The 24,233-nt window shown below is 72.6% G+C and carries 20 protein-coding genes; 11 read left to right on the forward strand and 9 right to left on the reverse strand.

What is annotated here, in order from left to right; all coding sequences use genetic code 11:
• The first annotated feature begins 31 nt into the window (after positions 1–31).
• A complete protein-coding gene (locus D4B81_RS06055) occupies positions 32–1,837 on the forward strand; it encodes an L-lactate permease (protein ID WP_122261560.1) in 1,806 nt (601 codons plus the stop codon).
• Positions 1,838–1,914: 77 nt separating this feature from the next.
• Here D4B81_RS06055 and D4B81_RS06060 read toward each other — a convergent pair whose 3' ends face one another.
• The 4 genes from D4B81_RS06060 to aceB are packed head-to-tail and all read right to left on the reverse strand — an operon-like array spanning position 1,915 to position 7,711.
• Positions 1,915–3,327: a (Fe-S)-binding protein gene (locus D4B81_RS06060; protein WP_202613595.1), complete on the reverse strand. Its 1,413-nt coding sequence runs from the start codon at positions 3,325–3,327 to the stop codon at positions 1,915–1,917.
• A gap of 1 nt (position 3,328) precedes the next feature.
• Positions 3,329–4,549 (reverse strand): FAD-binding oxidoreductase, encoded by a 1,221-nt coding sequence (locus D4B81_RS06065; protein ID WP_122261561.1) that lies wholly within the window; start codon positions 4,547–4,549, stop codon positions 3,329–3,331.
• Positions 4,549–6,027 (reverse strand): FAD-linked oxidase C-terminal domain-containing protein, encoded by a 1,479-nt coding sequence (locus D4B81_RS06070; RefSeq protein ID WP_122261562.1) that lies wholly within the window; start codon positions 6,025–6,027, stop codon positions 4,549–4,551. The genes D4B81_RS06065 and D4B81_RS06070 overlap by 1 nt, the downstream gene beginning before the upstream one ends.
• A gap of 52 nt (positions 6,028–6,079) precedes the next feature.
• Positions 6,080–7,711, reverse strand: coding sequence for a malate synthase A (gene aceB / locus D4B81_RS06075; RefSeq protein ID WP_122261563.1), 1,632 nt, complete (start codon positions 7,709–7,711; stop codon positions 6,080–6,082).
• An 81-nt stretch (positions 7,712–7,792) separates the two neighbouring features.
• Here aceB and D4B81_RS06080 point away from each other — a divergent pair, with 81 nt between their 5' ends.
• The 7 genes from D4B81_RS06080 (at position 7,793) to trmB (ending at position 15,692) form a co-directional block, all read left to right on the forward strand.
• Entirely contained in the window at positions 7,793–8,881 is a 1,089-nt protein-coding gene (locus D4B81_RS06080) for a hypothetical protein (protein ID WP_122261564.1), read from the forward strand.
• Complete coding sequence (locus D4B81_RS06085; RefSeq protein ID WP_161965008.1) at positions 8,878–9,993, forward strand: heparan-alpha-glucosaminide N-acetyltransferase domain-containing protein; 1,116 nt, start codon at positions 8,878–8,880, stop codon at positions 9,991–9,993. Before D4B81_RS06080 ends, D4B81_RS06085 begins: the two co-directional genes overlap by 4 nt.
• Positions 9,994–10,039: 46 nt before the next feature.
• A complete protein-coding gene (locus D4B81_RS06090; RefSeq protein ID WP_122261566.1) occupies positions 10,040–10,495 on the forward strand; it encodes a GNAT family N-acetyltransferase in 456 nt (151 codons plus the stop codon).
• 103 nt (positions 10,496–10,598) lie between these two features.
• Positions 10,599–12,137, forward strand: coding sequence for a molybdopterin-dependent oxidoreductase (locus tag D4B81_RS06095; RefSeq protein ID WP_122261567.1), 1,539 nt, complete (start codon positions 10,599–10,601; stop codon positions 12,135–12,137).
• Positions 12,138–12,169: 32 nt separating this feature from the next.
• The gene (locus D4B81_RS06100; protein WP_122261568.1) at positions 12,170–12,859 is read left to right on the forward strand and encodes a fasciclin domain-containing protein; all 690 of its coding nucleotides are present in this window, start codon (positions 12,170–12,172) and stop codon (positions 12,857–12,859) included.
• Positions 12,860–13,047: 188 nt separating this feature from the next.
• A complete protein-coding gene (gene lepA, locus D4B81_RS06105) occupies positions 13,048–14,943 on the forward strand; it encodes a translation elongation factor 4 (protein ID WP_237565848.1) in 1,896 nt (631 codons plus the stop codon).
• A complete protein-coding gene (trmB, locus tag D4B81_RS06110; protein ID WP_237565849.1) occupies positions 14,940–15,692 on the forward strand; it encodes a tRNA (guanosine(46)-N7)-methyltransferase TrmB in 753 nt (250 codons plus the stop codon). Before lepA ends, trmB begins: the two co-directional genes overlap by 4 nt.
• A 50-nt stretch (positions 15,693–15,742) precedes the next feature.
• Here the strand turns inward: trmB and ppk2 are convergent, their stop codons facing one another.
• A complete protein-coding gene (gene ppk2, locus D4B81_RS06115; RefSeq protein ID WP_097187751.1) occupies positions 15,743–16,633 on the reverse strand; it encodes a polyphosphate kinase 2 in 891 nt (296 codons plus the stop codon).
• A 77-nt stretch (positions 16,634–16,710) separates the two neighbouring features.
• On the opposite strand from ppk2, the gene hemW reads away from it, so the two are divergent.
• Entirely contained in the window at positions 16,711–17,958 is a 1,248-nt protein-coding gene (gene hemW / locus D4B81_RS06120; RefSeq protein WP_122261570.1) for a radical SAM family heme chaperone HemW, read from the forward strand.
• 455 nt (positions 17,959–18,413) lie between these two features.
• Here hemW and D4B81_RS18740 read toward each other — a convergent pair whose 3' ends face one another.
• The 4 genes from D4B81_RS18740 to fumC all read right to left on the reverse strand — a co-directional run bounded on the left by D4B81_RS18740 (position 18,414) and on the right by fumC (position 21,874).
• Entirely contained in the window at positions 18,414–18,965 is a 552-nt protein-coding gene (locus D4B81_RS18740; RefSeq protein ID WP_237565850.1) for a DUF4870 domain-containing protein, read from the reverse strand.
• A 19-nt stretch (positions 18,966–18,984) separates the two neighbouring features.
• Positions 18,985–19,848, reverse strand: coding sequence for a DUF3097 family protein (locus tag D4B81_RS06130; protein WP_202613596.1), 864 nt, complete (start codon positions 19,846–19,848; stop codon positions 18,985–18,987).
• 362 nt (positions 19,849–20,210) lie between these two features.
• Positions 20,211–20,378 (reverse strand): hypothetical protein, encoded by a 168-nt coding sequence (locus D4B81_RS06135; protein ID WP_161965009.1) that lies wholly within the window; start codon positions 20,376–20,378, stop codon positions 20,211–20,213.
• A gap of 89 nt (positions 20,379–20,467) precedes the next feature.
• On the reverse strand, positions 20,468–21,874 hold the full coding sequence (gene fumC / locus D4B81_RS06140; RefSeq protein WP_097187748.1) for a class II fumarate hydratase: 1,407 nt from the start codon (positions 21,872–21,874) through the stop codon (positions 20,468–20,470).
• A gap of 127 nt (positions 21,875–22,001) precedes the next feature.
• On the opposite strand from fumC, the gene hrcA reads away from it, so the two are divergent.
• Together hrcA and dnaJ are read left to right on the forward strand one after the other, a co-directional pair.
• Positions 22,002–23,021, forward strand: coding sequence for a heat-inducible transcriptional repressor HrcA (gene hrcA / locus D4B81_RS06145; protein WP_122261573.1), 1,020 nt, complete (start codon positions 22,002–22,004; stop codon positions 23,019–23,021).
• 87 nt (positions 23,022–23,108) lie between these two features.
• A complete protein-coding gene (gene dnaJ, locus D4B81_RS06150) occupies positions 23,109–24,230 on the forward strand; it encodes a molecular chaperone DnaJ (RefSeq protein ID WP_122261574.1) in 1,122 nt (373 codons plus the stop codon).
• Positions 24,231–24,233 lie beyond the last annotated feature (3 nt).

Here is a 24,233-nt window from a genome sequence, read left to right on the forward strand (position 1 = left end):
CCGAGGCCCAAGTCAGGACAGAGGTGTCGACGTGGACAACCTTGCAGTGCTCAGCCTCCTTGCCATCGCGCCCATCGCGCTGGTCGGGATCCTGCTGGCGGGGTTCCGCTGGCCGGCCAAGTACGCCATGCCCGTCGGCTACGTGGTCACCGTGATCATCGCCATGCTCGTGTGGCAGATGCGTCCCGGGGCCGTGGCCGCGGCCACGGTCGAGGGCGTGATCATCGCGGTGACCCTGCTCTACATCGTCTTCGGGGCGCTGCTGCTCCTCTCGACGGTCATCGCCAGCGGGGCGATGAGCACGATCCGGGCGGGGTTCACCTCGATCTCCCCGGACCGGCGCATCCAGGCCATCATCATCGGCTGGCTGTTCGGCTCGTTCATCGAGGGCGCCTCCGGGTTCGGAACCCCCGCCGCCGTCGTCGCCCCCCTCATGCTCGCCCTGGGCTTCCCCGCCATGGCCGCCGTCATGGTCGGCCTCATCATCCAGTCCACGCCGGTGTCCTTCGGCGCCGTCGGCACGCCGATGATCGTGGGCGTCGGCCAGGGTCTCAGCGGCGACCCGGGCGTCGCGGCCCGGGAGGCAGAGCTCGGCATGACGCACCTCGAGTACGTCGCGTACATCGCCAGCCAGGTCTCGGTCATCCATGCCATCGCCGGACTGCTCATACCGCTCATCATCTCGGTGATGCTCACCGGGTTCTTCGGCGAGCGCAGGAGCTTCGCCGAGGGTCTGAGCATCTGGCCGTTCGCCATCTACTCCTCGCTGGCGATGACGGTGCCCTACGTCCTCCTGGCGCACCTCGCCGGGCCCGAGTTCCCCTCGCTCATCGGTGGACTTCTCGGTCTGGCCGTGGTGATGTTCACCTCCAGCAAGGGCTTCCTCATGCCGAAGGAGACCTTCGAGTTCGGGCCGCGCTCGACCTGGGAGGAGCGCTGGATGGGGTCCCTGGACACCGATCACCTCGACGAGCTGGCCCACCGCAAGATGGGCATCGTCACCGCCTGGACGCCCTACGTCATCATCGCCGTGCTCCTGCTGGCCACGCGGTTGATCCCGCCGTTGACCGGCGCGCTGCGCGCCGACAACCCGTTCGTGACGATCCCCTTCAACAACATCTTCAACTCGGGCATCTCCACGACCTGGCAGTGGCTCTACAGCCCGGGGACGGTGTTCATCATCACCTGCCTCATCACCTACGGCCTGCACAGGATGGACGGCCAGCAGATCCGGGAGACCTGGACGGTGGCGGGCAAGCAGATCCTGGGCACTGCGGTGGCGCTCGGCTTCGCCGTCCCGCTGGTGCGCATCCTCATCCGCTCCGGTGCCGACTTCACCGAGTCGGGGCTGGCATCGATGCCGGTGACCCTGGCCGAGGGTGCGGCCGCCGTCGGCGGTGCCAACTGGCCGCTCATCAGCCCCTGGATCGGAGCCCTGGGCGCCTTCGTCGCCGGGTCGAACACCGTCTCCAACCTCACCTTCGCGCTCTTCCAGTTCGCGACCGGTGAGGAGATCGGCGTGCCTCCCGAGACGGTCGTCGCCACCCAGGCCATCGGCGGCGCCGGCGGCAACCCGGTGGCCATCCACAACATCGTCGCCGCCTCGGCGACGGTGGGCCTGCTGGGCCGCGAGGGTGACCTGATCCGCAAGACGGCCCTCGTCACCTTCTACTACTGCCTCGTGGCGGGGTCCGTCGGGTACTTCATGATCTACGGCGTGGGTCTGGCCGGGGTGATCCACACCGCCGTGCTGGTGGCCATCCTCGTCGGCACCCTCTGGTGGATGCTCAACCGCGAGAAGAAGCTGCCCGCGGCGCGCGCGCACGCCGACGCCTGACGGTTCCACCCACCGCACCGCACGACGCAGGCCCGGTCCCCACGGACCGGGCCTGCGTCACTCTGCGTGGGGGTCGCTCAGACCAGTCGCTCGCCCCGGAGGGAGGCGTCGAGCAGCGTGGCGGTGTGCACGAAGGGCACCGGCTGCCCGGCCCGCTCCATCGCCTGGCTGATCTGCATCAGGCAGCCCGGGTTGGCGGTGACGAGCAGGCGTGCCCCGGTGCGCAGGATGTTGGCGGCCTTGCGGTCGCCCAGCTCGCGGGCCGGCTCGGGGTTGAGGATGTTGTAGACCCCCGCGGACCCGCAGCAGATCTCCGCGTCCGGGATCTCCACCAGACGCACGCCGGGTATGCCGTTCAGCAGCGCCCGCGGCTGGCTCACCACCCCTTGCGCGTGCCGGAGGTGGCAGGCGTCGTGGTAGGCCACGACCACCTCCTCACCGTCCTCGGCGACCGGCCTGCGGGGCGCGACGGGGCCGAGCTCGACGAGGATCTCCGAGAGGTCCCGCACCTTCGCGCTGAAGTCACGCGCGCGGTCGGCGTAGTCGGGGTCGTCCGAGAGCAGGTGGACGTAGTCCTTCATGCTCGAGCCGCACCCGGCGGAGTTGACGACGACAGTGTCCACGCCGGCGTCCTCGAACGTGTCGATGAGCCTCCGGGCGAAGGCTGCGCCCTCCTCCTCACGCCCGACGTGCACGGACAGGGCACCGCAGCACCCCTGCCGGCGCGGCGCGATGACGTCGCAACCCTCCGCCGCCAGGACCCGTGCGGTCGCGGCGTTGACGTCGCCGAAGAACTCGCGCTGGACGCAGCCGGTGAGCATCCCGACCACCGCGCGCCGCGTCCCGACGGCCGGCGTGCGCTCCGGGACCTCCACACGGGGCCCGAGTGGCGGGGCCAGCGACTGCATGACCTCCAGCTGCGGGCTGACCCGTCCGACGAGGCCGGTGCGCTGCACGAGCCCGAGGGCGCCCGTCCGCTGCGCGAGCCGCAGCGGACCCCGCAGGAGGCGCAGGCGGCGGGGGTGGGGGAAGAGGGAGAAGATCAGGGCGCGCAGCCCGGCGTCCGCCGGGGGCCGCTCGACGCGGCGCTCCACCTGGGCGCGCGTCGACTCGATGAGCCGGTCGTACTGCACCCCGGACGGGCACGCCGTCACGCAGGCCATGCAGCCCAGGCAGGCGTCCCAGTGGTCCACCATCGAGGAGGTGAGGGGCGCTCCCTCGCTCGCGGCCCGCATCAGGTCGATCCGGCCCCGGGGGCTGTCCATCTCCTCGCCCCACAGCTGGTAGGTGGGGCAGGTAGTCAGGCAGAACCCGCAGTGCACGCAGTCGTCGAGCAGCTCGGGGCTGGGCGGACGGTGGTCGTCGAAGGCCGGCCTGGCCAGCACCTCGCTGCGGTCGCCGCGCGCGGTGGGGATGCCCAGGTCGACGGGTTGCCGGTCCGGGGGCTGCCGGCGCGGCTGCTCGGTGGTCGGGACGGTGCGTTCGGTCATGTCACAGGTCTCCCACGAAGCGGCCGGGTGCCAGGGTGCGGCGGGGGTCGAACTCGTTCCTGACCCGGCGCATGAGGTCGAGCGCCGGGACCTCGCCCCAGGTGTCCAGGGTGGTCTTGGTGGCGGCCGGCGCGTCGAGGACCACGGTGGACCCCCCGAGCCGGACGCTGGTCGTCCGCAGGGCGGTCACGGCCGCGGAGGCGTCGAGGCCGCCGTCCCCGGCCGCGTGCAGCACACCCGCGCCCGCGGAGCCGGTCACCGTGAGCCCGGCGCCGGTCGCCTCCGCGACAAGCTCGGGTATGCCGCTCAGGCGCGCCGTCGTGCGCAGCAGCAGCGGGGACCCGGCACCGTCGGAGGTGGGGATCCGACCCCACCACGACGGGGGTTCCTCGGCCACCTGGGCACCGGCACCGAGCAGGGGCGCCATGGCCTCGGCGCGCGCGGCGGAGCCGGCCGGGGTCCCGCTGACCAGGGCGGCGACCTGCGGGTCCCCGCCCGGTACGGCGTGCACCTCGACGGCGTGGGGGACGAGCTGACTGGCGACGAGCGTGCCGAGGACCTGGGGCAGGCGGTCCGGCGGCACGGTCGCGCCGACCCACCACGAGGAGGCGGGGACGGGGTGCAGCCGCACGGTGACCTCGGTGATGACCGCCAGCGTGCCCATCGAGCCCGTGAGCAGCTTGGACAGGTCGTAGCCGGCGACGTTCTTGACGACCTTGCCGCCCGCCTTGGCCACGGTGCCGTCCGCCCGGACGAAGCGGACGCCGATGACCAGGTCCCGGAGAGCGCCGGTCCACATCCGCCGCGGTCCGGCCAGCCCGGTGGCCACCGCTCCGCCGAGGGTGCTGATCCCGACGAGGTCGTCCACGACGAGCTGGTGACCGCCCTCGGCGAGCCGGTCCCGCAGGACGGCGAGCGGCATACCGGCCCCGGCGGTCGCGATCAGGTCCCCCCGGCTGTGCTCCACCAGGGCGTCCATCCCGGTGGTGTCCAGCACCACGTCGACCCGCTCGGGAGGTCGTCCCCAGGACAGCTTGCTGGCGTTGCCCCGCACCACGACCGTCAGCCCCGCGGCGTCGCACGCGCGCATCAGCGCGGAGGTCTCCCCGGCGTCCGCGGGGCTGGCGACGACGGTCGCCGGGACGCCGTCCACGGCATCCCCCGGCTGCGCCTCGCGCAGCGTGCAGGTGCCGGCCAGGGACGTGAGGACGTCGTCACCCATCAGAAGACCTCCGCCATGCCGGCCTCCTGCAGCGGGTGCGCACCCTGGACGACGCGGGGGCGCTCGCCGCACAGCCGGGGCGTCGGGTAGACCTTGCCCGGGTTCGCGATGCCGTCCGGGTCGAAGGCGCACCGGACGAGCTGCATCGTGTCGAGGTCGTCGTCGGTGAACATCCGCGGCATGTAGCGCGCCTTGTCCGCGCCCACCCCGTGCTCCCCGGTGATCGACCCGCCGTGCTCGATGCACAGGTCCAAGATCATCCCGGAGACCTCCTCGGCCCGCTCCGTCGCGCCCTCCTCGGAGGCGTCGAAGAGCACGAGGGGGTGCAGGTTGCCGTCGCCGGCATGGAAGACGTTGGCGACGCGCACCCCGCGCTCGGCGCTGATCTCGCCCATCCGGCGCAGCACCTCGGGGAGCGAGGTCCGGGGGACCACGCCGTCCTGGACGATGTAGTCGGGGGAGATCCGCCCGACGGCCGCGAACGCCGACTTGCGGCCCTTCCAGATCTCGGCGCGCTCGGCGGCGTCGGTCGCCATCCGGAACTCGAAGGTGCCGGCCTCCCGGCAGATCCGCTCGACCTCGGCGTACTCGTGCTCGACCTCCTGCTCCGCACCGTCCAGCTCGACCACGAGCACGGCACCGGCGCCGGCGGGGTAGCCGCAGCTCACCGCCTTCTCCGCCGCCTCGATCGCCAGCGCGTCCATGATCTCGATCGCGGCGGGGACGATGCCAGCCGCGATGATGGCGCTCGTCGCCGCCCCGGCCTGGTCGGTGCTGCGGAAGCCGGCCAGCACCGTGCGCACCTCCTCCGGCAGGCGGGTGAGGCGCACCACCGCCCGCGTCGCCACGCCCAGCGTCCCCTCGGAGCCCACGAACGCCCCGACGAGGTCGTAGCCGGGAGGGTCCGGGGCCTCGGTGCCGAGGGTCACCTGCTCACCCGTCGGGGTCACCACGTCGAGGGCGAGCACGTGGTTGCTGGTGAAGCCGTACTTGAGGCAGTGCGCCCCGCCGGAGTTCTCCGCGACGTTGCCGCCGATCGAGCAGATCTGCTGGCTGCTCGGGTCGGGGGCGAAGTAGTAGCCCAGCGGCGTGGCCTCCCGGGAGACCTGGAGGTTGATCACGCCGGGGTCGACGACGGCCCGCTGGTCCTCCGGCCGCATCGCGTGCAGGGTGCGCAGCCGGCTGGTGACCACGAGCACGCCCTCGGCGTGGGGGAGCGCCCCGCCCGAGAGGCCGGTGCCGGACCCGCGTGCCACGAACGGCACCCGGTGCCGGGCGCACGACCGGACCACGGCCGCCACCTCCTCGGCGGTGTCCGCGAGCACGACGAGACCGGGCGTCACGCGGTAGGCCGCGAGCCCGTCGCACTCGTACGTCACCAGCTGCGCCGGGTCGGTGAGCAGGTGCGCCGCGGCGACCACCCCGCGCAGGTCCTCGAGCACGGCGGTGACCGACCCGCGTGGCTGGCTGTTCGTCATACCCCGACCTCCTCGTCCTGGACCTGACTGGTTCCCTACCCTAGGCGCCCGGTCAGGGCATCTCCTCGTAGGCCGGCACCGTCAGGAAGTCGGCGTAGTCGTCGGCCACGGCGACGGCGAGGAAGAGGTCCCTGGCCGCGGCGTAGTCGACGCCGTCGGCCTCCGGCAGATCCTGCAGGACCTCGTCGGTGAGGCGCTGGACCAGCTCGCGCGTGACGGTCTCGCCGGTGTCGTCGAGGACGACGTCGTTGTGCAGCCACTGCCACACCTGGCTGCGCGAGATCTCCGCCGTGGCGGCGTCCTCCATGAGGTTGTGGATGCCGACGGCCCCGCGCCCGGTCAGCCAGACCGCGAGGTACTGGATGGCGACGTCGATGTTGGCGCGCAGGCCGGCCTCGGTGACCTCCCCCGGCGTCTCGGAGACGGAGAGGAGGTCGGCGGCGGAGACGTCGACGTCCTCGCGGAGCTTGTCCAGCTGGTTGGGCCGCTCGCCGAGGACGGCGTCGAAGACCTCGTAGCAGGTGGGGACCATGCCCGGGTGGGCGACCCAGGAGCCGTCGAAGCCGTCCTGCGCCTCCCGCTGCTTGTCGGTGCGCACCTTCTCGAAGGCGGTCCTGTTGACCTCCTCGTCCTTGGAGGGGATGAAGGCGGCCATACCACCGATCGCGTGGGCACCCCGCTTGTGGCAGGTGCGCACCAGGAGCTCGGTGTAGGCGCGCATCATCGGCGCGGTCATCGTCACCGCGTTGCGGTCGGGCAGCACGAAGTCACGCCCCCGGGTGCGGTAGGTCTTGATGATGCTGAACAGGTAGTCCCAGCGCCCGGCGTTGAGACCCGCGGAGTGGTCGCGGAGCTCGTGGAGGATCTCCTCCATCTGGAAGGCCGCCGGGTAGGTCTCGACCAGGCAGGTCGCGCGGATCGTCCCGCGCGGGATGCCGAGGGCGTCCTGGGCGAGGTTGAACGCGTCGTTCCACATCCGCGCCTCGAGGTGGTGCTCCATCTTCGGCAGGTAGAAGTAGGGGCCCTTGCCGGCGTCGATCTGCAGCTGCGCGCTCGCGCACATGAAGAGCGCGAAGTCCACCAGGCCGCCCGCGGTGCGCTGCCCGTCGACGGTGAGGTGCTTCTCGTCCAGGTGCCAGCCGCGGGGGCGCATGACGATCGTCGGGTTCTGCGCCTGGTCGGTGCTCTTCAGCGCGTACTCCTTGCCCTCGGGCGAGGTGAAGGAGATCGTGCCGGCGACCGCGTCGCGCAGGTTGATCTGGCCCTCGACGACGTTGGCCCACATCGGGGTGTTGGCGTCCTCCTGGTCGGCGAGCCACACGCGGGCGCCGGAGTTCATCGCGTTGATCGTCATCTTGCGGTCGGTCGGTCCGGTCATCTCGACCCGGCGGTCCTCCAGGCCCGGCGCCGGCGGGGCCACGCGCCAGGAGTCGTCCTCGCGCACCGAGGCGGTCTCCTCGAGGAAGTGCAGGTCCTGACCCTCGGCGACGGCGCGCACGACCTCGGCGCGGGCCGCGAGGCGCTCCTGCCGTCGGGGTTCGAGCTCCCGGTGCAGCGTCGCGACGAGCTCGAGGGCCTGCCGGGTGAGGATCTCCTCGTAGCCGGGTCGCAGCTCGCCGGAGACCTCGACGCCCTCGGGCAGGTCGAGCTCGACGGTGGGGGAGGTGGTGGTCTGGTCGCTCATGGCACTCCTCAACGGTTTTCCGCATAGCGGAAGGAATGGTGTGTCAAATGAAATACTAGCCGTGAAGCTAGGGTGGCGCGCATGTCCTGGTCCACGGCACCGCCCGGTCGCGGCTCCGTCCGGGTGGTGCTCGTCGTCGCGGTGCTCGTCCTGACCCTCGTCGCCGTCGCCCTCTCCACAGCCTTCCTGCTGCGCCCCTCCCTCACCCCCGCCCAGTGGGCGCTCGCCCGCGACGTGCCGACGCTCGACCCGCAGGACCCCGTCGCCGACCCGCAGGGCCTGCACCTGCTCCTCGTGCCGCACCCCGACGACGAGCTGTCCGGGTGGGGATCCCTGCTCGACCGCCCCGACCTGCGTCCGGTCCTCGTGCTGCTGACGCGCGGGGAGGCGACCCAGCGTTGCGGCGAGCAGGCCATGGCCAACCACCTGCAGGTCGAGCTCGGGGAGGTCGCTCCCCGGCCCGACCCGACCTCCCAGGGTGCCTCCTCCACGGCCTGCGAGGAGGCCCGGCTCCAGGCGTTCCGGACCGCCCTCGGCGAGGCTGCGCGTCATACCCCCGTCCTGGCCGTGGACTGGTCCCTGGCCCGGCCCGCGACGGTGGCGGGGCAGGGAGCCGAGGTGGTCGAGGGCCGCCACGCCACCGTCGTCCTCCTGGACCTGGGCGACGACGCGCTGACGGCCTCGGGGGTCACCGAGGTGCTGGCCGGGATGCTGGACGCCCCACCGGAGGGCGTGCCGGACCTGCCCGTGGGGCGGATCACGGCCGCGGCCTACTACGCCACGCGGGGCGAGGTCGCCGACCGGCCCACGTGCGAGGTGGTGGTTGTCTGCCCCGCGGGGGAGAGGGCCTACGTGTACGACCGTCCGGACCACCTCGCCGTGCGGGAGGCGGCACGGGCGCTCGCCGAACGGGCCGCCGAGGGGAGCTGGCTGGCGACCTCACCCTTCGACCCCGCCGCGTCGGTGCACCGCGCGCTGCCCCAGGAGCTCTACGACCTGGCGATGGGCCTGGGCCCGGGCGACGCCGGCAGCGCCCCGCGGATGGGGACCTACCAGCGCGTCTATGGATGGCTGGCCTTTCCCGACGTGTGGCGGCGGGGGGACCTGCCGCTGGCCAGGGATCAGGTCATGTTCCCGCGGGTGCAGTCCTACGAGGTGGTCCCGCCGTGAGCGGCGCGGCCCGCCTCGGCGGCACGCACTCACGCCTGGTCTCCCTCGACGCGGCGAGGGGGATCTTCCTCACCGTCTCGGTCACCAGCGCGTCCGTGATCCCGCCGGTCCCGTCATGGCTGGAGCACCCGGCGTGGTTCGGGGTGACGTTCTACGACCTCATCTTCCCGCTCTTCGTCACGCTGTCCGGGGTCGGACTGGCCTTCGCCTACCGGCGCCGGACGAGCTGGCGCACCACCGCCCGCCGGGTGGGCGTCCTGCTGGTCGTGGGCGTCGTCTACACCGCCGTGCACGGGAACCACTACGAGCTCGGGTCCCTGCGGCTGACGGGAGTGCTGCAGCTGTACGCGGTCCTCGTGCTGGCCTCCGCGCTCCTGCACACCGTCGTCCGCGACGCGCGCGGGTGGGCGGTCATCACCCTCGCGACGGCCGTGCTGGGGACCCTGGCCTACGTCTGGTTCGAGGCGCGCTGCCCAGGCGCCGTGCTCGCCCCGACGTGCAACCCCTCCGGCGTGATCGACGGCGCCCTCCTCGGCGACCACATGTATGCGCAGGGAGAGCGCCGCCACGACCCTGAGGGGCTGGTGGCGATCTGCGGTGCTTTCCTCACCGCCTCGGCGGGGACCACGGCCGGGCACCTCGCGCTCGAGGCGCGCGCGGGCTCAAGGCGGGTCGGCCTTGTGCGCATCGCGGCATGGACCGCCACCTGCGCCGCGACGGGCACCGGCCTGGCCATGGTGGTGGAACCCTTCAAGCGGCTCTGGACGCCGAGCTTCGCGCTGCTGGCGGGGGCGTTGGGGTTGGCCGTGTTCCTCGTCGCCTTTGCGGTCCTCGACGTGCTGCTCGAACGCGTCCGTGGGGCGCGGACCCGCGACGCGGTGGGCTGGCCGCTCGTCGCCCTCGGTCGCAACTCGCTCCTGGTGTACTTCGGCTCCCACCTCGGCTCCGCCCTGCTGCTCCGGTACGGCGGCGAGCCGTCCTGGGCGGAACAGGCGGGCGAGGCGGTGTCATGGGAGGGGAGCGCGCAGGTGGGGTTCGCACTCCTGAGCCTGGTGGTGTGGTGGGCTGTCGCCCTCGGTCTGCACCGTCGGGGGATCTACGTGCGGCCCTGACGGGACCCGTCGCCGGCGCCCAGCGGCGCTCGCCTAGGGTGGCTGCGTGGGCACGCACGAGATCGTCATCGCCGCCGAGCAGCCCGACCTGGACGAGCTGATCGAGCTCTACACCGCCGTCGGCTGGTCCTCGTACACGGCCGACCCCGAGCGGCTCGAGGCCGCGGTGCGTGGGTCCAGCCACGTCGTGACCGCCCGCTACGGCGACGAGCTCCTCGGCCTGGCCCGGGTGGTCTCGGACGGCGCGAGCATCGCCTACCTGCAGGACGTCCTGGTGCGCCCGGAGCTGCAGCGCGAGGGTGTGGGACGGACTCTGGTCCAGGCGGTGATGGAGCCCTTCGCCGGGTGCCGCCAGCAGGTGCTCCTCACCGACGACGAGCCCCGCCAGCGCGCCTTCTACGAGTCCCTCGGGTATGCCGAGGTGCGGGACCACGGTGACGGTCACCTGCGCGCCTTCGTCAAGTTCGCCGACGGACCGGGGACGGGTCCGACCACCGGCTGACGCGCTGCCGACCCCCGGCTGACGACCCGTCCGCCGGGCGCGCCCGGGCATCGGGTGACCCACGTCACACATCCGGGCGGTGGCCCGGGTCCGAAGACCTGGCATGACCACGACGAGCGGTAGCCAGGCGCACCGGGGGGCCGGGATGCTCTCCGGGCTCCTCGCGGGCGCCGCGGGCGTGCTCGTCGGTGAGGGGCTGGCGCGCCTCCTCGCGCTCCCCGGTCCCGTCGTCGCCGTCGGCAACCGCGTGGTCGACCTGACGCCCCGGCCGGTGAAGGAGTGGGCGGTCTCGACGCTGGGTGCGGCGGACAAGCCGGTGCTGCTGGGCGGCGTGCTGGCGGTGGTCCTGGTGGCTCTGGTCCTCCTCGGCCGGGTCGGGACCGACCGTCCGCGCGCCGCGCTGCTGGGGATGACCGCGCTGAGCGGCCTCGCCGTCGCCGCGATGGCCCTGGACCGGGCGCGGGCGGCAGGTCCCGGCGCCCTCGTCCTCGCGTCGGCGGCGACCGTGCTCGTGAGCGTCGGCGGGTTCGCCCTGCTGCTGGCCCTGCTGCGGGCCGGGATCGGCACCCGGACGGGGCAGGGCCGCACCGTCGACCGCCGGCGCTTCCTGCTCGCCGCCTCCAGCATGGCCGCGGTCGGCGCCGCCGGGGGAGCGACCCGAGGGCTGACCGGCCGCGCCGCGGACCCGGCCCTGCTGACCCTCCCGCCCCCGGTCGGTCCGGTCGCGCCGGTCCCCGCGGGCGTGAGCTTCGACGTCCCCGGCCTCACCCCGCACCTCACCCCCAACGCCGACTTCTACCGCGTGGACACGGCGCTGCAGGTGCCACGCGTCCCGGTGTCCGACTACGTCCTGCGCATCACCGGCCTGGTCGACCGGCCCCTCGAGCTGACCTACCAGGACCTCCTGGACCGGGACCTCGTCGAGCACCGGGTGACCCTGACCTGCGTGAGCAACGAGGTCGGCGGGGACCTCCTCGGGACCGCGACCTGGCTCGGCATACCCACGCGGGACCTGCTCGCCGAGGCCGGGGTGCGCGCCGGGGCGGACGCGGTCCGGTCCCGCAGCGCCGACGGCTTCACCGCGGGCACCCCGCTCGACGCGCTCACCGACGACCGGGGTGCCCTCGTCGCCGTGGGCATGAACGGCGTGCCGCTCCCGCCCGAGCACGGCTTCCCGGTGCGGATGGTGACCCCCGGCCTCTACGGCTACGTGTCGGCGACCAAGTGGCTGACCGAGCTCGAGGTGACCCGGTTCGCCGACTTCGCGGCCTACTGGACCGAGCGCGGGTATGCCGAGCAGGCGCCGGTCAAGCTGTCGTCGCGGATCGACGTGCCGGGGTCCTTCGCCCGCCTGACGGCCGGGCCCACCACCGTGGCCGGCGTGGCCTGGGCGCAGACGGTCGGCATCGACCGGGTGCAGGTGCGGGCCGGCGAGGGCGGGTGGCAGGACGCCGAGCTCGGCGTCGAGGACTCCGACGAGACCTGGCGGGCCTGGCGCTGGGTCTGGGACGCCGAACCGGGCACCCACCGCCTCGAGGTGCGCGCGACCGACCGCGCCGGGCGGGTACAGACACCCCGGCGGGAGCCGATCGCTCCTGACGGGTCAACCGGGTGGCACAACGTGACGGTCACCGTCGCCTGACCACCACACACCACCGAGAAAAGGACCACATCATGCGTATCTCCCGCACACTGCTCGCTCTGTCGATGACCTCCGTGCTCGCCCTGACCGCCTGCGGCGGCGAGGCGGAGGAGGTGGCGGCCGAGCCCACCACGGCGGCCGAGACCTCCGAGGCGGAGGCCGCCGAGGGGACGTCCGAGGACATGGACGACATGGACACGGCCACCGAGGACGCCATGGGTGACCCGGCCGCCAACCTGGTCGGGGCCGGGTGCGCCGACTACGCCGAGGCCGTGCCGGACGGTGCCGGATCGGTGGCCGGGATGGCGCAGGACCCGGTCGCCGTGGCCGCGAGCAACAACCCGCTGCTGACCACCCTGGTCGCCGCGGTCTCCGGTCAGGTCAACCCGGACGTCGACCTCGTCGACACCCTCAACGGTGACGAGTTCACCGTGTTCGCCCCGGTCGACGACGCCTTCGCGCAGATCGACGCGGAGACGATGGGCACCCTGGAGGAGGACGCGGACCTGCTGAGCTCGATCCTGACCTACCACGTGGTCCCCGGCCAGCTCACCCCCGAGCAGGTCGTCGGCGAGCAGACCACCGTCCAGGGCGGCACCGTCGAGGTCGCCGGCTCGGGCGACGAGCTCACCGTCAACGGCGCGACCGTCATCTGCGGCGGCGTCCAGACCGCCAACGCCACCGTCTACCTCATCGACGAGGTGCTCATGCCGCAGGGCTGATCACGCCCGTGACGCGCAACCCTGCGTGGACCGCCCACCCCTCGCGTGCTCCCGGGAGTGGTGGGCGGTCCTGCGTCCGGATGCCGGTGGCGTCCGCCGACCGTGGGACACTGGGGAGGTTCTCCGTCCTGCTCGTACAGACCCGACCCGAGGTGCTCGCCCTGTCTCCGCTCGCCCGTCCTGACTCGGTGCCCCCGCCGGCCTCCACGCCGCCGCATCTCCTGCGCAACTTCTGCATCATCGCCCACATCGACCACGGCAAGTCCACGCTCGCCGACCGCATGCTCGGCGTGACCGGGATCGTCGAGGACCGGCAGATGCGCGCCCAGTACCTCGACCGGATGGACATCGAGCGCGAGCGCGGCATCACCATCAAGTCGCAGGCGGTGCGGATGCCCTGGGCGAGCGCGACGAAGGAGCCTGCTCGCCCGGAACACGGGGGCGTGCGACCGGAGGGAGCGCCTGGCGGTCTGAGGACGTATGTCCTGAACATGATCGACACGCCGGGGCACGTCGACTTCACCTACGAGGTGAGCCGGTCGCTGGCGGCCTGCGAGGGCGCGGTCCTGCTCGTCGACGCGGCGCAGGGGATCGAGGCGCAGACGCTCGCGAACCTCTACCTGGCGATGGAGAACGACCTCGCGATCATCCCGGTGCTGAACAAGATCGACCTGCCCTCGGCCCAGCCGGAGAAGTACGCCGAGGAGATCGCCGGGCTCATCGGGTGCGACACCGCGGACGTCCTGCGCGTCTCGGGCAAGACCGGGGAGGGCGTGCCCGCCCTGCTCGACCGCATCGTGGAGGTGGTCCCGCCTCCCGTCGGCGACGCCGACGCCCCGGCGCGCGCGATGATCTTCGACTCCGTCTACGACACCTACCGCGGCGTCATCACCTACGTCCGCGTCATCGACGGCTCCCTGTCCCCCCGGGAGAAGATCGCGATGATGTCGACGAAGGCGACGCACGAGCTGCTGGAGATCGGCGTCAGCAGCCCGGAGCCGGTGCCGGCACCCGGCCTGGGCGTCGGCGAGGTGGGCTACCTCATCACGGGGGTCAAGGACGTGCGCCAGTCCAAGGTGGGCGACACCGTGACCGGGGCCCACCGGATGGCCTCCACCGCGCTGGGTGGCTACAAGGACCCCCGGCCCATGGTGTTCTCGGGCCTGTACCCCCTCGACGGCTCCGACTACCCCATCCTGCGCGACGCCCTCGACCGGCTCAAGCTCAACGACGCGGCGCTCGTCTACGAGCCCGAGACGTCCGCGGCGCTCGGGTTCGGCTTCCGGGTCGGCTTCCTGGGCATGCTCCACCTGGAGATCGTCCGCGAGCGGCTGGAGCGGGAGTTCAACCTCGACCTCATCTCGACCCTGCCCAACGTCGAGTACCAGGTCCGCCTCGACGACGGCTCCACGGCCGAGGTGACCAACCCCAGCGAGTTCCCCACCGGACGGGTCGCCTCCATCACCGAGCCGGTGGTCCGGGGCACGATCCTGGCGCCGAGCGAGTTCATCGGGACGATCATGGAGCTGTGCCAGAGCCGGCGCGGCACGCTGCGCGGGATGGACTACCTCTCGCCCGAGCGGGTGGAGATGCGCTACACGCTGCCGCTGGCCGAGATCGTCTTCGACTTCTTCGACGCGCTCAAGTCGCGCACGCGCGGCTACGCCTCCTTCGACTACGAGCCCGACGGCGAGCAGGAGGCCGACCTCGTCAAGGTCGACATCCTCCTGCAGGGGGACACCGTCGACGCGTTCAGCTCGATCGTGCACCGGGACAAGGCCTACGCCTACGGCGTGCAGATGGCGACCAAGCTCAAGGAGCTCATCCCGCGGCAGCAGTTCGAGGTGCCGGTCCAGGCGGCCATCGGCGCCCGGGTGATCGCCCGCGAGACGATCCGCGCGATCCGCAAGGACGTCCTGGCCAAGTGCTACGGCGGCGACATCAGCCGCAAGCGCAAGCTGCTGGAGAAGCAGAAGGAGGGCAAGAAGCGGATGAAGATGGTCGGCTCCGTCGAGGTGCCCCAGGAGGCCTTCATCGCCGCGCTCTCCCAGGACGGGTCGGCGGGCGAGAAGACGAAGAAGTGACGGCCGGCCACCACGCGCTCGGCAACCCCCTCGTCGGCCCCCGCCCCCAGGCGCGGACCCGGTCCTTCACCCGTCGCGGCGGGCGGATGCCGCGCACGCACCAGCGCGCCTGGGACCGCCACGCCGACGACGTCCTCCTCGAGGTGCCCCGCGTGCACGGGGACAGGTCCACGGTGGTGGACACGGCATACCGCCTCGACGTGGGAGCCGTCTTCGGTCGCCGCGCGCCACTCGTCGTGGAGGTGGGCTCCGGCTCGGGCGACGCGCTGGTGGCGGGTGCGGCCGCCCGGCCGGACTGGGACTTCCTGGCGTTCGAGGTGTGGCGCCCGGGCATCGGGCACGCCCTGGCCAAGCTGTCGCAGGCCGGTGACGGGCAGCTGCCCGCGAACGTGCGCGTGGTCGAGGCCGACGCGTCCCTGGCGCTGCGCACCATGCTCCCCCCGGGGTCGGTGCACGAGGTCTGGACGTTCTTCCCCGACCCGTGGCCCAAGGCGCGGCACCACAAGCGGCGGATCGTGACCGCGGGCTTCGCCGACACCGTGCTGCGGCTGCTCGCCCCCGACGGGGTGTGGCGGCTGGCCACCGACGCGGAGGACTACGCGCTCGCCATGCGGGGCCTGCTCGACCCGCACCCCGGGCTGCGGCTGGCCTCCGCGGACCGCGCCCCGCTGCGCCCGGTGACGCGTTTCGAGCGGCGCGGCGTGGAGGCCGGGCGCGCGATCCACGACCTGGCCTACGTGCGGGCATAGGCAGGACGCCCGTCCCGGGGTGCGTGGCCGTGCCGTCCGGTCGCCGAGCCTCAGTCGCCGACCGTGTCCCGCGCGCGCTTGACCAGGCGCGGGTCGGGGCGCAGGACGACGTCGTGGTCCTTGCCGTCGTACTCGAACCGGCTGAGGAAGTGACGCATCGCGTTGATCCGCGCCCGCTTCTTGTCGTTGCTCTTGATCGTGGTCCACGGCGCCCAGTCGCTGTCCGTGCGGCGGAACATCTCCTCCTTGGCCGCCCCGTAGTCCTCCCAGCGGTCCAGCGACTCCAGGTCCATCGGCGAGAGCTTCCACTGCCGCACCGGGTCGAGCTGGCGGATGGCGAACCTCGTCCGCTGCTCGGTCTGCGTGACCGAGAACCAGAACTTGGTGATCGAGACGCCGTCGTCGACGAGCATCTTCTCGAACAGCGGAGCCTGCTCCATGAACAGCTCGTACTCCGCGTCGGAGCAGAACCCCATGACGCGCTCCACCCCGGCCCGGTTGTACCAGCTGCGGTCCAGGAGCACGATCTCCCCGGAGGTGGGCAGGTGCTGGACGTAGCGCTGGAAGTACCACTGCCCGGCCTCGACCTCGGTGGGGCGGTTCAGCGCCACCACCCGCGCGCCCCGGGGGTTGAGGTGTTCGGTGAACCGCTTGATCGAGCCACCCTTGCCGGCGGCGTCGCGCCCCTCGAAGACCATGAGGTGGCGCGTCCCGTTGTCCTTGGCCCAGTACTGGAACTTCAGCAGCTCCACCTGCAGCAGCCACTTCTCGACCTCGTAGTAGTCCCGGGTCATCCGCTCGGCGTAGGGGTAGTCCTCGCGCCAGGTGTCGACCGCCCGCCCCTCGGGCGTGATGAGGTCGGGGTCGGACCCCTGGTCGTCCCGGACCGTGTACCCCTCGGTCCGGAGGTGGTCGATGTATTCGCGGAGGCGCTGCTGCACGCGGTCGACAGTATCGCGCCGGTGGAGACGGCCGGCGGACGAGATGGGACTGCGGCGCGGGGTGGGAGACTGGCGGTATGCCGTCCGCGTTCCCTCCCGGAGACCCCGCCCCGGCCGACGGCTCGCTCCCCGCGTCCGCGCTCTCCGGTATGCCGTCACGCACCTTCTCGGTGTACGTGCACGTGCCTTTCTGCCGGGTGCGGTGCGGCTACTGCGACTTCAACACCTACACCCTGCCCGAGCTGGGGGAGGGAGCACCGGCGGTCGGCGCGGTGCCCGGTCTCATGGGCGCCTTCTTCGAGGCGGCGCAGGCCGAGCTGCGGCTCGCCGGCGGGGTGCTCTCGGAGGGGGCGCCCCCGGCGGCCGGCACCGTGTTCTTCGGGGGCGGGACCCCGACCATGCTCCCGCCCGAGGTGCTGGGGGAGCTGCTCGACGGCATACGCGGGCAGTGGGGACTGCGGCCGGACGCGGAGGTGACGACCGAGGCCAACCCCGACACGATCACCCCGCAGGTGGCGGAGTCCCTCGCGGCGCAGGGCTTCACGCGGGTGAGTCTGGGGATGCAGTCGGCGGTCCCGCACGTCCTGCGCACCCTCGACCGCACCCACGACCCCGCGAACGTGGCGCAGGCCGTGGGTGCGCTGCGCGCGGCCGGGCTGCAGGTGAGCCTCGACCTCATCTACGGCACGCCCGGGGAGTCGCTGCCGGACTGGCGCCGAAGCCTCGACGCGGTCGCGGAGCTGGCGCCGGACCACGTCTCCGCCTACGCCCTCGTCGTCGAGGAGGGCACCCGGATGGCCGCGCAGGTGCGGCGGGGGGAGCTGCCGGCGCCGCAGGACGACGACGAGGCGGACAAGTACGAGCTCGCCGACGAGGTGCTCGCGAGCCTCGGCTACGCGTGGTACGAGATCTCCAACTGGGCCCGGGACCCCGGCGCCGCGTGCCGCCACAACCTGGCCTACTGGCGCGGCGGGGACTGGTGGGGGATCGGCCCCGGGGCGCACAGCCACGTCGGTGGCGTGCGCTGGTGGAACGTCCGGCACCCGCGGGCCTACGCCGACCGGCTGGCCGGGGGTGCGAGCCCGGCGCACGCGCGGGAGAGCCTCGACGACGGTCAGCGGCACGACGAGCTCGTGCTCCTGGGGTCCCGGCTGGCGGAGGGCCTGGCCCTGGACGTCCTGACCGGTCCGGGGCGCCGGGCCGTGGCCGGGCTGATCGCGGAGGGGCTGGTCGACGGCACGCAGGCGGTCCGGGGACGGGTCGTGCTCACCCTGCGCGGACGGCTGCTGGCGGACACGGTCGTCCACCGCCTCCTCGCGGCCTGAGCGGCCGCCGCGCGGGCCACGACGCCCGCCCGGTCCGCAGTCGGACGACACGCCACGGTGCTGACGCGTCCCGACGTCCCGGCGCGGTAGAACGGGCTGAGTGCCTGCCGGGTATGAGCCGGCAGGCGCTGACGCGTCCCGGACAGAGGTGTGGCCCGTCCCGCGAAGTATGAGTTCGCGGGTCGGGCCACACGACCAGTCGTGATGCCGCTGGACGGCCGCACAGGTGCCGGAGGCTCGAACCCGGCATCAACGGGCGGTTCCCGGATCCACGGCGCGGACGTCATGGGCGGTTCATCGAATCCTCGACAAGTCTTGCGACCCGTCTCCACGAGGGAGGCGTACCGACCGTTCTACTCCTGTGCCGGGCCCCGCGCAAGAGGCCTGGCAGAAAAACTGCGACGGCCAGGCGTGTCGCGCTTGACTCACCGGGCCGTCAGGGTCGTGATGGGATCTCAGCTGAGGATGCGGATCTGCCAGGGGTAGGTGTAGACCTCGCCGTTGCTGGCCTTCATCGCGCCCTTGATGTGCATCCAGAGCTGCACGACGAAGAGCACGATCCAGATCGGGATGGCCCAGATGAGGCCGATGCCGAGGGTGATGATCACGCTGATCCAGGTCACCACCGAGGCGATCGTCATCATGATGTTGAAGTTGAAGGCGCCGGCCGCCGCGGTGCGCACCGCCGGGCTGCGGTCCTTGTAGAACAGCCACACGAGCAGCGGGCCGAGGAAGGGCAGCCACGCCCCGGAGACGAGGAAGGACACCGGTGCGGACAGGTGCGCGATCAGCATCATCGTGCGCTCCTCCCCACCAGCACCTCCGGCGCCGGAGCCCTGCGGGCCACCGGGCTGGTAGCCGCCGGCGGGCCATCCCTGGCCGGGGGCGCCCTGGGGGGAGGCGCCCTGGTAGCCGCCCTGCAGGGGGCCGGGGGGCGGGGGTACGGCCCCCGGACGCTGCGGGTCGGTGCTGTCGTAGGGCCGGTCGTCGTGGCCGGGCTGGGTCATGGTGGGTCCCTCCTGCTGGTCATGGAACGGTGACGAAGTCGATCAGCTCTTCGACGCTGGCGAGCAGCGTGGGTTCCAGGTCACTGTAGGAACGCACGGAGGCCAGGATCTTCTTCCATCCCAGGGCCACGTCGGTCTGGGTGCGGTGCGGCCACCCCAGCTCCTGCAGCACACCGTGCTTCCAGGAGCGACCCCGCTCGATGACCGGCCACGCCTCGACCCCGAGGCGCGCCGGCTTCACCGACTGCCAGACGTCCACGTACGGGTGACCCAGGATCCGCACGTGCGGGCTCACCCGACGCGCCTCGTCGACGATGCGCGTCTCCTTGGTCCCCGGGACCAGGTGGTCCACGAGGATGCCGAGCCGCCGCTGCGGGGTCGGCCCGAACCCGCGGATGAGCTCGCTCACGTCGTCCACGCCGTCCAGCATCTCGACCACGACCCCCTCGACGCGCAGGTCGTCCCCCCACACCTTCTCCACGAGCTCCGCGTCGTGCTTGCCCTCGACCCAGATCCGGGATCCGCTCGCGACCCGTGCCGGCTGCCCCGCGACCCGCACGGAACCGCTCGCCGTCCTCGCCGCGGCCTGCTGCGCGGCCTGCACCTGCGCGCGCCGCTCCGCCGTGGGTACGGTGAGGTTCACCGGTCGCCCGTCGAGGTGGAACCCGGGACCGAGGGGGAACCCCCTGACCCTGCCGCGGCGGTCCTCGAGGTGGACCACGTGCATGCCCCCGGCCTTCTCCACGCGCACCACGGCGCCGACCCAGCCGGTCCCGACGTCCTCGACGACGGTGCCGGGCACCGCCTCGACGTCCGTCGCCCGCCCGCGCCGGGGCGCCCGCCAGTCGCCGTCCAGCACGTCTGTCCCATACCTGTCACCCACGGTCGTCGAGGGTATGCCGCGGGGCGGCTGGGACGGGTGAGGCTCGCGGGGCGGCCGCGCGATCCTCCCCCGTGACGGGCCGGAACGGCCTCGTCGTCGAGCGCTGCCCCTGGCTCTGAGGGCACGCAGATGAATCCACGTCGAGCAACGTCGACGATGCCAGCCCCGGTGGATTCCGCTGCACCTCACGCACCGTGCAGCGAGATCCCCTGCATGCATCCCCGACGGCGGCCTCACCGGTGGATTCCGCTGCACCCTCATCCCACACGGGACCTGGCCTGCGCCCGGGCGATGGCCGCGAGGATCTTCTGCCTGACCAGCCGCGGGTGGGCGAGGTCGGACCAGGTCAGCCGTACCACCTCCTACCCAAGGTCCCGGATCTGATCCTCCCTGCGCTTCTCGGCGAGCAGGTCGGCCGGGCCCGTGTACTTCGTCGTGGCGTCGAACTCCACGATCACATCGTGGTCCGCCAACGTGAGATCGACGACACCGTAGAGGGTCGCGCCGTCCCTTACCTCGAACTGCGGCACAGCCTGACCGAAGCCCAGGAGGTGCAGCAGCCAGCGCGACCGGCTCTCGCCCACCGACTGGCTTCGCGGGCCGGCGCGCCCCGCGGGATTCAGTCGACCTGGCGGGGCCGCGTCATGTCGGCGGGGACGACCCACTCGTCGAACTGCTCGGGGGTCAGCGCGCCGCTGGCGACGGCTGCCTCCCGCAGGGTGAGGCCCTCCTTGTGCGCCTTCTTGGCGATCGCGGCGGCCCTGTCGTAGCCGATGTGCGGGTTGAGGGCGGTGACCTGCATGAGGTTGCTCGCCAGGTTGGCCTCGATACGGGCCGTGTTCGGCTCCAGCCCCACGGCGCACCCGTCGTTGAAGGCCTGGCAGGCGTCGGCGATCAGCCGGATGCTCTCCAGCACCGCGTGGACCATCACCGGCTTGTAGACGTTGAGCTGGAAGTTGCCCTGGGTGCCGGCGAAGGCGACGGTGGCGTCGTTGCCGAAGACCCGGGTCGCGACCATGGTCAGGGCCTCGGACTGGGTGGGGTTGACCTTGCCGGGCATGATGCTGGACCCCGGCTCGTTCTCGGGGATGACCAGCTCGCCGATGCCGTTGCGGGGGCCGGAGGCCAGCCACCGCACGTCGTTGGCCATCTTCATCAGGGCCCCGGCGAGCGTGCGCAGCGCGGCCGAGGTCTGCACGAGCGCGTCGTGCGCCGACAGGGCGGCGAACTTGTTGTCCGCCGAGCGCAGCTCCAGGCCCGCCTCCTCGCCCATCCGGGCGGCGGCGAGCTCCCCGAAGCGGGGGTGGGCGTTGAGGCCGGTCCCCACCGCGGTCCCACCGATCGCGAGCTCCCGCAGCCCCTCGCCGGCGTGACGGACCTCCGCCATCGCGTAGTCGATCTGCGCGACCCAGCCGCCGATCTCCTGACCCAGCGTGATCGGGGTGGCGTCCTGCAGGTGGGTGCGCCCGACCTTCACGACGTCGGCATACTCCTCCGCCTTGGCCGCGAGGGTCTCCCGGAGCACGCCGACCCCGCCCTCGAGGCGGTCCCGCAGCTCCAGCAGCACCGCGATGTGCATCGCCGTGGGGAAGGTGTCGTTGCTGCTCTGGCCGCGGTTGACGTGGTCGTTCGGGTGCACGGGCGTCTTGCTCCCCAGCTCGCCCCCGGCCAGCTCGATGCCGCGGTTGGAGATGACCTCGTTGGAGTTCATGTTGCTCTGGGTGCCCGAGCCGGTCTGGAAGACCACGAGCGGGAAGTGGTCGTCGAGGTCGCCGGCGATGACCTCGTCCGCGGCGCGCACGACCAGGTCGGCCACGTCCTGCGGGAGCTCGCCCAGCTCGGCGTTGGCCTGCGCGGCCCCCTTCTTCAGGATGCCGAGCGCCTTGATGACGGGGCGCCCCCACACGAAGGTGTCGCGGCCGATCGGGAAGTTGTGGATGCTGCGCTGCGTCTGGGCGCCCCAGTAGCGGTCGGAGGGGACCTCCACCTGGCCCATGCTGTCGGTCTCGGTGCGCGTCTGGCTCATGGCGCCATCGTAGGGGCGCCGTCCCGGGGCGGCGGAGCGGCTAGAATTGGCACTCAGGCTGAGGGAGTGCCAGCGGTCGTCCGCCGGACCGCCGCCCCGGCCGGCCGACGTGCGTGAGGAGGGACCGATGAGCGAGGAACGACGTCTCGAGGTGCTGCGCGCCATCGTCCAGGACTACGTGCGCACCTCCGAGCCCGTGGGCTCCAAGGCCCTCCTCGACCGCCACCAGCTCGGGGTCTCGGCCGCCACCGTCCGCAACGACATGGCCGTGCTCGAGGAGGAGGGACTGATCACCGCCCCGCACACCAGCGCCGGCCGGGTGCCGACCGACGCGGGCTACCGCCTCTTCGTGGACCGGCTCTCCGCCGTGAAACCGCTGACCCGCGCCGAGCGGACCGCCATCGAGCGCTTCCTGCACGGTGCCGTCGACCTCGACGACGTCGTGGGCAGGACGACCCGGCTGCTCTCCAGCCTCACCCAGCAGGTCGCCGTCGTGCAGTACCCCAGCCTCACCCGCTCCACCGTGCGGCACGTCGAGCTCGTGCCGGTCGGTGGCACCCGTCTCATGGTCGTGCTCATCGCCAACACCGGGCGCGTCGAGCAGCGGGTCGTCGACGTCGGCCGGGACCTCTCGCACGACGAGGGCGCGGTCGGCGACCTGAGGGCCCGCATCAACGCGGCCGCCGTGAGCCACCCGCTGACGGCGGTGCCGACCCGGCTCGCCGACGTGCTGGACGCCGTCGTGGAGGAGGACCGGGTCGTCGCCGAGGCGGTGGCCCAGGCCCTCGCCGACGTGGCCGCGGAGGACACCGAGGAGCGGGTCGTGCTGGCGGGGACCGCCAACCTCGCCCGCGTCGGCAGCGACTTCCCGACCTCGCTCTCCTCGGTGCTGGACGCGCTCGAGGAGCACGTCGTGCTGCTGCGCCTCATGGGCAGCATGTCCGCGCTGGCCGACGAGGACCGGGTCGCCGTGTCCATCGGCCACGAGAACCCCTACGCCCCGCTGCGGACCACCTCCGTCGTCGCGACGCGATACGGCGTGTCCGGCGGGCTGGGCGTGGTCGGGCCGACCCGCATGGACTACCCGCAGGCGATGGCCGCGGTGCGGGCCGTCGCCCACTACGTGGCCGAGATCCTCGACGGGTGAGCGAGGTCACAGGCCGCCGCGCGGCATACCCGCCCGATCTCCTTCGTTGACCCACCAGCCCCCACGACCCAAGGACGTCCTGAACTCGTGAACGACTACTACACCGACCTCGGCGTCTCCCGCGACGCCTCGATCGAGGACATCAAGCGCGCGTACCGCAAGAAGGCGCGCACGCTCCATCCCGACGTGAACCCCGGGGCCGACGCGGAGACCGAGTTCAAGCGGGTCTCGCAGGCCTACGACGTGCTCTCCGACGAGGCCAAGCGGGCCGCGTACGACCGCGGCCAGGACCCCTACGGCGGCGCCTCCGGCGGCTTCGGCCAGGGCTTCTCCTTCAGCGACATCATGGACGCGTTCTTCGGCGGCACCGCCGCCGGGGCCCGTGGCCCCCGCTCGCGGGTGCAGCGCGGCCACGACGCGCTCGTCCGCCTCGACGTGGACCTGCGGACCGCCGTGTTCGGCGGCGAGGAGACCCTCACCCTGGACACCGCGATCCGGTGCACGACGTGCTCCGGCGCCGGTGCGCAGCCGGGCAGCGGCACCCGCACCTGCGCCGTCTGCAGCGGACGCGGGGAGGTCCAGCAGGTGCAGCGCTCCTTCCTCGGCCAGGTGATGACCTCACGCCCCTGCCAGGCGTGCCGTGGCTACGGCGACGTCATCGAGCACCCCTGTTTCGACTGCTCCGGCGAGGGTCGGGTGCGCACCCGCCGCGACCTCACCCTCAAGGTCCCCGGCGGCGTCGACACCGGCACCCGCATCCAGCTCGGCGGCGAGAGCGAGGTCGGGCCGTTCGGTGGTGAGCCCGGGGACCTCTACGTCGAGATCGCGGTCGCCGCGGACGAGACCTTCCACCGGCGCGGCGACGACCTGCACTGCTCGGTCGAGGTGCCGATGACGGCCGCGGCGCTCGGCGCGACGATCCCGCTGACCACGCTGGACGGTGAGCAGGAGGTCGACGTCCCCGAGGGCACCCAGCCGGGCGAGACCGTGCGGCTGGCGGGCCTGGGCGTCACGCACCTGCGCAGCCAGGGACGCGGCGACCTCGTCGTGCACCTCGACGTCCGCGTCCCCACCCGGCTCACCGAGGAGCAGCGCGAGCTGCTGACCCGGTTGGCGCAGGACCGCGGCGAGACCCGGCCCGAGGGCCGGATGACCGCGGGCGGGCACGCCCGCAAGGGCAAGCTCTGGGACGCCCTGCGCGGCCGGTGAGAC

The organism is Ornithinimicrobium cerasi (assembly GCF_003702705.1).
Classification (GTDB): Bacteria; Actinomycetota; Actinomycetes; order Actinomycetales; family Dermatophilaceae; genus Ornithinicoccus; species Ornithinicoccus cerasi.